This window comes from Gordonibacter pamelaeae 7-10-1-b, from assembly GCF_000210055.1.
Classification (GTDB): Bacteria; Actinomycetota; Coriobacteriia; order Coriobacteriales; family Eggerthellaceae; genus Gordonibacter; species Gordonibacter pamelaeae.
Window position 1 is genome coordinate 1,992,403 of record NC_021021.1, and the last position, 9,013, is coordinate 2,001,415.

Annotated in this window: 8 protein-coding genes; 2 read left to right on the forward strand and 6 right to left on the reverse strand. The window is 64.5% G+C overall.

Annotated elements, in window-relative coordinates:
* Nucleotides 1–66 precede the first annotated feature (66 nt).
* Nucleotides 67–1,392, reverse strand: coding sequence for an MFS transporter (locus tag GPA_RS09205; RefSeq protein WP_167536632.1), 1,326 nt, complete (start codon nt 1,390–1,392; stop codon nt 67–69).
* Between the two features lie 264 nt (nt 1,393–1,656).
* Between GPA_RS09205 and GPA_RS09210 the strand changes: the two genes are divergently transcribed.
* A complete protein-coding gene (locus GPA_RS09210) occupies nt 1,657–2,964 on the forward strand; it encodes an MFS transporter (RefSeq protein WP_015539698.1) in 1,308 nt (435 codons plus the stop codon).
* Nucleotides 2,965–3,096: 132 nt separating this feature from the next.
* Nucleotides 3,097–3,435 carry a hypothetical protein gene (locus GPA_RS09215; RefSeq protein ID WP_015539699.1) on the forward strand — a complete coding sequence of 113 codons (339 nt, stop codon included), beginning with the start codon at nt 3,097–3,099 and terminating at the stop codon, nt 3,433–3,435.
* Between the two features lie 174 nt (nt 3,436–3,609).
* Here GPA_RS09215 and GPA_RS09220 read toward each other — a convergent pair whose 3' ends face one another.
* From GPA_RS09220 to GPA_RS09240, 5 genes are all read right to left on the reverse strand, one after another.
* Nucleotides 3,610–3,861 carry a hypothetical protein gene (locus GPA_RS09220; protein ID WP_015539700.1) on the reverse strand — a complete coding sequence of 84 codons (252 nt, stop codon included), beginning with the start codon at nt 3,859–3,861 and terminating at the stop codon, nt 3,610–3,612.
* A gap of 234 nt (nt 3,862–4,095) precedes the next feature.
* Nucleotides 4,096–5,505, reverse strand: coding sequence for an MFS transporter (locus tag GPA_RS09225; RefSeq protein WP_041239386.1), 1,410 nt, complete (start codon nt 5,503–5,505; stop codon nt 4,096–4,098).
* Nucleotides 5,506–5,777: 272 nt separating this feature from the next.
* Entirely contained in the window at nt 5,778–6,014 is a 237-nt protein-coding gene (locus GPA_RS09230; protein ID WP_015539702.1) for a RanBP2-type Zn finger domain-containing protein, read from the reverse strand.
* 24 nt (nt 6,015–6,038) lie between these two features.
* Nucleotides 6,039–6,389: a 4Fe-4S dicluster domain-containing protein gene (locus GPA_RS09235; protein WP_041239387.1), complete on the reverse strand. Its 351-nt coding sequence runs from the start codon at nt 6,387–6,389 to the stop codon at nt 6,039–6,041.
* Complete coding sequence (locus GPA_RS09240; RefSeq protein WP_041239388.1) at nt 6,361–8,727, reverse strand: molybdopterin-dependent oxidoreductase; 2,367 nt, start codon at nt 8,725–8,727, stop codon at nt 6,361–6,363. The genes GPA_RS09235 and GPA_RS09240 overlap by 29 nt, the downstream gene beginning before the upstream one ends.
* Between the last annotated feature and the right edge of the window lie 286 nt (nt 8,728–9,013).

A 9,013-nucleotide genomic window follows, 5' to 3' on the forward strand; every position in this document is an offset into this window, starting at 1 on the left:
CCCACGTCCAGCACGCGCACGCCGTCGCGCCCGGCCAGGCTCACGGCCTCGAACGCGGCGTAGTCCTCAGGCGCGGTGCGCAACGCCTGCTTCGCGATCTGCCCTTTGCCCCACGCCATCGGCGCTCCTCTCCCTCGTCTCCCCCACGGCGGCCCCCGCCAAGGCCGGCTCCGCCACCCCGTACTTCTCCTGCAGCCGCACGTTCGCCGGCTTGCACAGCGCGCCGCATAGAAGCGACAGCAGCGCGAAGGCGGGCACGATGACGAAGAACGCCTCGTAGCCGCCCGTCCACTCGAAGAGCGCTGCGGCCACCAGCGGGAACACCAGGTTGAACGGCGCCAGCACCACGGCGCTGATGCCGGTGTTCATGGCCAGGTCGCGCTGTCCGAACGTCGTGCGCATGTACGAGGTGTTGATGGCCGCGTACATGCCGTACAGCAGCCCCTCGACGAGCAGGAACGGCGCGAACAGCCACGGCACCTCGAACCAGTACGCCGCCGCCATGCCCACCGACACGGCCAGCGCCAGCGCCGGGAGCACCACCAGCGTGCGGTTCTGCCCGATGCGGTCGTACAGGATGCCGCCGAGCGGCCGCCCGAACCCGTTGCCCAGCCCGAGCGCGCCCACGGCCGCCGTGGCAAACGCGACGGACGACCCGATGCCCGTCATCATGACGGACGCCTCGGCGATCACGGCGCCGCCCGCCCCCATGACCACGCTGCGCCAGATGCAGAACAGCCAGAACGACGGCTCGCGCACGGTGCGCGAGCCGGGCAGGCTCACGCCCACCGCATCGCGCTTCGGCTTGAGCGCCGCGATATGCGGCGGCGGCTCCTGGATGAAGCTGACGGCCACCAGCGCTTCCACGAGCGCCAAGGCGGCGATGGCCACGAACGCCAGGCGCCAGCCCAGCGGCGAGTAGATGAGCGCCGAGGCCAGCGAGCCCAGCACGAGCGCGCCCATGCCGAAGCCCATGACCAGCACGCCCGAGGCGAACCCCACTTTGTCGCCGAACCAGGCGAGCGTGTTCGTGGTCCACACCGTGTAGCTCATGCCCGAGCCCAGCCCGCAGCACACGCCGTAGAACAGGTAGAGCTGCCAGAGCTCGGTGATGAACTGGCACGAGAACAGCCCTGCCACGATGAGCGAGGTCGAGGCGACGAAGCAGGTGCGCAGCGAGAGCACCTTCGAGAGCGGCCCGATGGACAGCATGCCGAAGGACAGCCCGATCATGGCGACGGAGAACACGAGCGACGTCTGGCTGCGCGTCCAGCCGAACTCGGCCTCGAGCGGGGGGATGAAGATGGACCAGGCGTAGATCGTGCCGAACATGAGCATGGTCAGGATGCCGCACACGAGGATGGCGTAGCGGTTCTTGCGTATGTCGGCCACGCTCATCGCCTCCCCCGACGTTTCCGGGCGGAGGTGCCGACGCCCCCGGACGGAAGCTGCGCGCAACCGCGCGCCCGCGTTTCAACTCGTCCAGCAACCTACCACCGGCAAGCGGAGCGCCCCTACTGTGAGGAGTATGAAAACGGGTCCATCTAGTACGGACGACTATACGCGCGCCCGCGCGCGCACGGCACAATATACGATGTCGCACGGCATGCCCGCGCTGTTCGTGCGCGCGTGTAACCATTGAAAGAGAGGGGATCCATGCCTGACCTTACCGTCGGCCAGATAAAGAGCAAGCGCATGCTCTACCTGGCCTTGTCCACGCTCACGCTGCTGTTTCTGGGACTGATCTACGCGTTCTCCATGTTCGCCGGCCCCATCTGCACCACGTTCGGCCTCGAGAAGGCCGCCGTGGGGCTCACGTTCAACATCATGATGATCACGTTCTGCGTCGGCGCCGTCATCGGATCGCAGATCGAGGCCAAGATCGGCGTGCGCAACACGCTGTTCGTGGCCGCGGCGCTGTTCTTCTGCGGCTTCGCCGGCACCGGCCTGTTCGGCAACGGCAGCATCACCGTGGTGTACCTGTGCTACGGCGTGCTGGGCGGCCTGGGCGTGGGCGTGGGCTACAACTCCGTCATCGCCACCACCAACGTGTGGTTCCCCGACAAGGTGGGCTTCTCGTCGGGCGTGCTCATGATGGGCTTCGGCCTGGGCTCGCTCATCTTGGGGACGCTCTCGGTGAACCTGGCGCCGACGCTCGGCCTGGGCACCGTGTTCGCGGCCATCGGCGTGATCACCGCGCTCGTGGTGGTCGTGCTGGCCTGCACGCTGCGCCGCCCGCCGGCGAACATCGTGGCCCTCATGGCACCCGAGAAGGCCACCGCGTCCGGCTACGACCCGGGCGAGCAGGACACGCCGCTCAAGTCCTCCACGTTCTACGTGTACTGGGTCTGGGCCATCATCGTCATCGCCATCGGCCTGGCCACCATCGGCAACTGCGCCTCCGACGCGCAAGCCGTGGGCTTCGACGCCGGCTTCGCCACGCTGCTCGTAGGCCTGGTTTCCACCTGCAACGGCCTGGCGCGCGTGCTCATCGGCATCATCTACGACAAGACGAACGTGAAGGTCACCATGCTGGTGGACGGCCTCATCGCCGTGGCCGCCTGCGCCTGCATCATCGGCGCGTTCACCACCGGCATCTCGGTGCTCTACGTGGTGGGCGCGTTCTGCTGCGGCTTCTGCTACGGCGGCGTGCCCGTGGTGGCCTCGGCGTTCGCCCGCCAGCGCTACGGCGCCAAGAAGTACCCGCTCAACCTGTCGCTGGCGAACTTCGCCATCGTGTTCGGCTCCATCCTGAACATCGTGGTGCAGGGCGCCGTGGGCGGCGACAACCGCCTGGCCGTGTTCATGGTCATGGGCGTGCTGTCCCTCGTGGCCGCGGCCGACGTGCTGCCGTTCTCCAAGAAGTGGAACAGCGACATGAAGATGCTGGAGGGCCGCAAGGCGAAGGCCTCCGGCAGCTCCGCCGACGTCGAGGGGCCCGAGGCGGCTGCCGCCGCCTCGTAAGCGAGCGCCTTCGCGGGAACCGGCGGCCTGACGCCTCCTCGGGCCGCCGGTTCCCCGTATGCACGGCCTCTTCCGCACGAGAGGCCGTGCATACGGGGATCACGCGATCCTGATCAGGGGAAAGGACACGTTATGGGCAGAAGCATGAGCCAGCGCAAGGCGAAGGCGTACGAGGACATCGAGCGCCTCAAGGCGAACCGCCGCAAGGACCTCATCAAGTGCGCGGCCGCCCTCGCCGCCATCGTCGTGCTCGTCACGGTGAAGCTGGGGCTGGAGACGAGCGGTATCCTGGAAGTGGGCAACATGGCCGTGGGAGCCGCCATGATGATGGCCGGCATCGGCCTGGCCATCCTGGGCGGCACCTCGAGCGTGGACTTCACCCGCTCGGGCAACGAGATCAGGGGCATCCAGGCGAGCGTGGGCATCACGAAGCAGGACATCAAGGACTACGAGCAGGCGAAGCGGGGGTAAGACGGAACGGGCACGCAGGGGGCGCACTCGCTCGCTAGCCGCAGGCGAACAGGCGAGTGCGTCCCTATGCGGCGGCCGCATGGGCGGAGGCTCGCCTGTTCGCTCCGCCGCCTTATAGAAGGAGAACCCCCGCACGGTGCGCACGCAGGACGCCCGGAAAGCCTCTCGCTCGCTCTAGTGGCCGGTAACGCCGTTGCCGGTGAGCTCGGTGGCCAGCACGAAGGCCGCCAGCAAAAGCCCCAGCACGATCCAGCAGAATATCTTGGCGGTCTTCGTGGACACGGGGCCTATCCGGTCGCTGCGCGGGTCGTTGTCCACCGTGAAGGCGGCAGCGCGGATCTCCTTGGTGAAGCGCGTGCGGCACTTCGTGCAATGGTCCTCGGAAGCAGATTCCTTGCCGCAGAACGGACAGATGATAGCGCTCATCGCGAACCCCCTTGTATCGATTCAGCTACCCGGCACCGGTGCGTCGGTCGGGTTTGCCAAGGCGGTTCGCCGCGGTCGGTTGCATCCTGCGCGCGACCAGCAACGCTAAGGGGACGCGGCAACCCGCGAACCGCCCTGGCAAACCCGACCGACGAGGCCCCCTTTCGGGAACCCCGTCGGCCAGTCGAACGTCAATCCTCGCACACCCTTTCAGGATGGGCGATAAAGCAGTGCTTACGCCTTGGCGTCGGCAGCCTCATCGGCGATGTCGTCGATGTTCATGCCCTTGGCGCCCTTGGGAAGCAGGAAGCCAGCCAGGAAGCCGAACGCCATGGGGGCGGCCAGCAGGGCGATCAGCGGAGAGAACGCCCAACCCGCAGCCTTCAGGCCGCCCAGGATGATGGGCGACAGGATGCCGGCAGACTTGCCGAGCGCGACGATGGTCGCAACACCGGAGTTGCGGAACTCGGTGGGATAGGACTCGGACATCATCGGCTGGGCAGCGGTGATGGCGTAGTTCAGGGCGAAGCCCATGAACACGAACGCGATCAGGTACGGCCAGAAGCTCGTCTCGGCGGGCAGCTTGACCACCTGGGACACGATGAGGCAGGCAACCACCGACAGGCCGTAGCCGAAGATGAGGTTGCGCTTGCGGCCCATGGCCTCGGAGACGAAGCCGGTGGTGCAGTTCGCCACGACGGACGCGGCGTTCTGGGCCATGGCCAGCATGTACGACGCGGTGACGGCGCCGCCCGTGGCCTCGAGCATCAGGGCCGGCAGCCAGGCGTTCACGCCGTAGATGCTGAAGTTGCCGGCGAAGTAGATGACAACCAGCGCGATGGTGGTCTTCAGGTACTTGCCCTTCCACACCTCGGCCGGGCTCGACTTGGCGGAAACCGGCGGCACGAGAAGGTTCTCGGCCTTCAGCTCGTAGGGAATCTCCTTGCCCGCACGCTTCTCGATGCGCTGCAGCACCTTGGCAGCTTGGTCAAGCTTGCCGTGCACGGCGCACCAGTGGGCCGATTCCGGCGTGAACTTGCCGAAGATGAACGCATAGAGCACCGGCAGGGCGCCGATCGCGTAGCACATGTGCCACGTGGCGATCTGGACCATGACCGTGCCCACGAGGGCGGCCATAACCCAGCCGACGATCATCCACGCCATACCGAACGTGATGAAGAACGAACGCTGCTTCGTGGGGGTGAACTCCGTGAACAGCGTGGTGACGATAGGCGTGCACACGCCCAGGAACAGGCCGGCGAGCACGCGGAAGACCGCGAAGACCTCGTAGTTCGGCGCGAAGATGCACGGAATGGTAAGCAGGCCGTACATGAACGTGCCCATGGTGAGGATCTTCTTGCGGCCGAACTTGTCGGACAGCGGGCCGGCTGCGAACGAGCCCACCACGATGCCGATCGTCGACCAGGACGACAGGGCGCCCTTGAGGGCGTCGTTGCCCGCAGGACCGAAGAACTCCTGCATGATCTGGGTGTTGGTATAGGAGATGATCATGTAGTCGTAACCATCGAACATCATCGCTATGCCAACGAGGAAGAAAATGGAAATGGTAAACTTGCTGACTCCAAGGGAGTCGATCGCCTGGGAAATAGTGAACTTCCCGGGCGACTTAGCAGCTGCACTCATAATCCGCTCCTTGGAACGTTCTCCGGCCCTTATGAGCTGTTTTTAAGCCGGAGAATCCGATAGGCGGCCGTCGGACAGTGCGGATCCCGCGCAAAAGAAGGCGTTCCCGCTTCATGCGCTAGCCTTGGATGAGTAGACTCGGATCGAGGCTTCGTCTTCTTTTGCTCTTTCAGCATTATCCCCATGAAAACGTTTCGACCCTGCCAGGCGGCCATGTAAAGACGGAGGGGACCCCAATCTCTCGACAGAGATCCCCTCGCCGTTGGAACTAACTACTCCTCGCCGAGAATCTTCTCGACGGCCTTCTTGTCCTGGTTCAGGCGCTCGGAGTCATCGATAGGCTTGAACGTCGCGCTCTCGATGGACTTGTCGGCAACCTTCTCCTTCTCGGCGCCGCACTTCTTGCACGCCGTGGCATCGGCCGCGTTAAAGGTACCGCACTCGGTGCACTTCCACAGAATTTTCCCCAGCGGAGGCGGACGGAATCCGCCTTTCTCCTGACGAGCCATAGCTCTACCTCCTTCGTTCCAACATTACTTTGCGAAAAGCACCTGATTGGGCTTCTCAGCCAACTTAGCGGACAGCTCCTCGAGCGTGCCGTAGTACATGATGCCAGCCTGGCAGTGATGCACGCAGCTCGGAAGCCTGCCCTCGGCCACGCGGTCGGCGCAGAGGTCGCACAGATCCGTGGGCAGGGGAAGATAGGTCCACTCCCACTTGCCGTTGATGTTCTTCACCGGGCCGTACTCCAGCGTCTTGATGCCGTACTGGCCGATCGGAAGATCATGCACTTTCTTGCAAGCAACTTCGCACGTATGGCAGTTGGTGCAGAATTCGTAGTCGATCAGCAGACCGTTAGTCGCCTTCGAACCGGGTGTAGTCATAGCCACCGAAGCCACCTCCCTTGGTCACAATCTCGCTAGGCGAGCAATCATTTTCAGGCGTCACCTTGTAGCACTTGCAGAGCGTGCTCTTGTACGGGGCGCCGTAGTGCGTCGGGCCGTACACGCCCATCGTGGTCAGGTTGTTGCCGTTGCAGTCGAACACGCCGTACAGGTTCGGCTCTGCCGCCTCCTGCTCGGGGAACCACCAGCCGTGACGGGCACGGACGAGGTTCGGCATGAGGCCCGGAGCGATGTGCGCCTGCTGCTTGCACTTGCCGCGACGGTTCTCGAACCACACCCAGTCGCCTTCCTTCACGCCGATCTCCTCGGCGATCTCGGGCGAGATGTCGGCGATAGCCGTGGGGTGCACTTCGCGCATGGTCGGCAGCTGGCGATGCTCGGAGTGGAACAGGCCGATGTGACGGTGGCCGGACGTGTAGATGTACGGGTACTCCTTGTACAGCTCAGGCGTACGGTACGGGCTCTCGAACGGCTCCATGTGGTGCGGCAGCGGATCGAAGCCCCACACGTCGAACAGCGGCGAGGAGATCTCGTACATACCGGTAGCCGTGACGAAGCCGGGCTGGCCGTCCTCGCGGAGCAGGCCCTTCTCGTACTTGTGGTACGTCTCGTTCCAATCCCAGTAGTCGTACACCGTGTGGGTGAGGTCCTCGAACGTGTACGGAACGCCGTTGCCGTCGTCCTGGATCATCCACGTCAGGAAGTCGCGCACGGTCTCGAACTGGTTGAAGAAGTCCGGGTTGAAGCGCTTGCCCAGATAGAACACCAGCTCTTCGTCCATCATGCACTCGTAGTAACGGCCGGCTGCGGCGGTCATCGTGCGCAGCGGCTGCCACCAGGAGCGGAAGGAGTCGCGCTCGACGGACATGGCCACGGGGAGCACCAGGTCGGCGAAGGCGACGGCGGTCGGGGTCAGGTAGTAGTCGACGACGACCGTGTAGGGCACGTTCTGCCACGCGCGGTAGATGCGCGGGGCGTCGCCGCCCATGTTGGCGATCGGGTTCGTGCCATGGACCCACATCATCTGGGGCGGATACGGCACGCCCGTCTCCATGGCCTCGAGCAGGAGGTCAGGCGGGATGAACGGCGTGTAGCCGGCCTTGTGGATGGGCGACTGGTCGGTGCCGATACGGCGGTCGAGCATCTCCTGGGAGATGAACTCGAGGCCGCAGCCGTACTTCTTGGAGCTGTTGTAGGCGTAGCGCACGAGCACGTTGCCGCCGGGGACGTCGAGGTTGCCGCACAGCGCCGTGATGTCGGAGATGGCGAACGAAGCCTCCATGGCAGCGATCTGCATGTCGATGGCGAGGCCCCACTGGATGGCGCCGGGCTTGGCAGCAGCGAACATGCGGGCAGCGTCGTAGATCTGCTGCTCGGGGATCCAGCAGATCTCCGCGACCTTGTCGGTCGGGTAGTCCTGCAGGCGCTCGACGAGCTCGTCGAAGCCGTAGCACCAGTTGTCCACGAAGTCGTGATCGTACAGGTCCTCGTCGACGATGACGCGCAGCATGCCCATGGCGAGCGCGCAGTCGGTGCCGGGACGAACCTGGATCCAGATGTCAGCCTTGGAGGCCAGCCACGTGAGGGCCGGGTCCATGACGATGAACTTCGTGCCCATGCGCATGAGGTCGATCAGCCAGTGGCCGACGAAGCCGTCGGGGTTGGACGCGAGAGGCTCGTTGCCCCACACGATAACAACCTCGGGCTGCTTCCACTCCGGGTTGTCGTAACGATCCGGGTGCAGCTGGGAGGCGTCCAGGATCCAGCAGTCGCCGTCCTTCATGAGGTTGGCGGTCATGCGGGGCTGGTAGCAGGAGTCGGCAGAGAGGAAGCCGAACGACATGTTCGGGCTGCCGAAGACGGCGCGGAGGCACATGGCGCCATGCCACATGGCGTTACGGCCGGTGCCGGACAGGGCGACGATGCCCTCGGGCCCGATGCCGTTGTACTCGTCATGAATGGTCTTGCAGATCGTCTTGTAGGTGTCCTCGAGCCAGTCGAAGGCCTCTTCCCACGTGATGCGCTTCCACTTGTTCTCGCCCTTTTCGCCGTCGCGGAGGAGAGGCCACTTGAGGCGGTCGTTGTTGTAGATGTTCTCGACCATGTTCAGGCAGCGCAGGCACAGACGTCCCTGGTTGTACCCGAAGTTGGGGTCGCCCTCGATCTTCTCGAGCTTGCCGTCTTTGACGTACGTGAGCACGCCGCAGCCGTTGTGACACCCAGGTCCGGTCCAGACCGAGGTGCGGGTCACTTCATAACCATCCTCGTACCAACGCCAGTCTGTTTTGTACAGATCATGGTTGTATTCGTTGATCATGAAAAGCCCCCCTTTCATAAAAGAGATACCGATAAGATGAACTCTTATTCTTCAGAAACCCCGAAGCACGCTTATCTCGGGTCGCGCGGCCTCCTCAAACCTCGCTTCCCGCCTTCCCCGTGTCCGCTCGGTCTCCTCTTCCGCGCGGAGGATCGGGGTTTCTTAAAGACTTGCAATGACCCTCGTGCCGACGTGCATGCGGCCTCTCTCAAGCCGCTGCCGGAAGGATCGACCCGCTCCTGCTTACGCAGTAGGCGGCTTCGGCGCGCCAGGGGCCTTGGGGGCG

Coding starts and splice junctions, on each gene's coding strand:
- GPA_RS09210 (WP_015539698.1), top strand. CDS start 1,657: ATGCCTGACCTTACCGTCGGCCAGATAAAGAGCAAGCGCATGCTCTAC.
- GPA_RS09215 (WP_015539699.1), top strand. CDS start 3,097: ATGGGCAGAAGCATGAGCCAGCGCAAGGCGAAGGCGTACGAGGACATC.
- GPA_RS09220 (WP_015539700.1), bottom strand. CDS start 3,861: ATGAGCGCTATCATCTGTCCGTTCTGCGGCAAGGAATCTGCTTCCGAG.
- GPA_RS09225 (WP_041239386.1), bottom strand. CDS start 5,505: ATGAGTGCAGCTGCTAAGTCGCCCGGGAAGTTCACTATTTCCCAGGCG.
- GPA_RS09230 (WP_015539702.1), bottom strand. CDS start 6,014: ATGGCTCGTCAGGAGAAAGGCGGATTCCGTCCGCCTCCGCTGGGGAAA.
- GPA_RS09235 (WP_041239387.1), bottom strand. CDS start 6,389: ATGACTACACCCGGTTCGAAGGCGACTAACGGTCTGCTGATCGACTAC.
- GPA_RS09240 (WP_041239388.1), bottom strand. CDS start 8,727: ATGATCAACGAATACAACCATGATCTGTACAAAACAGACTGGCGTTGG.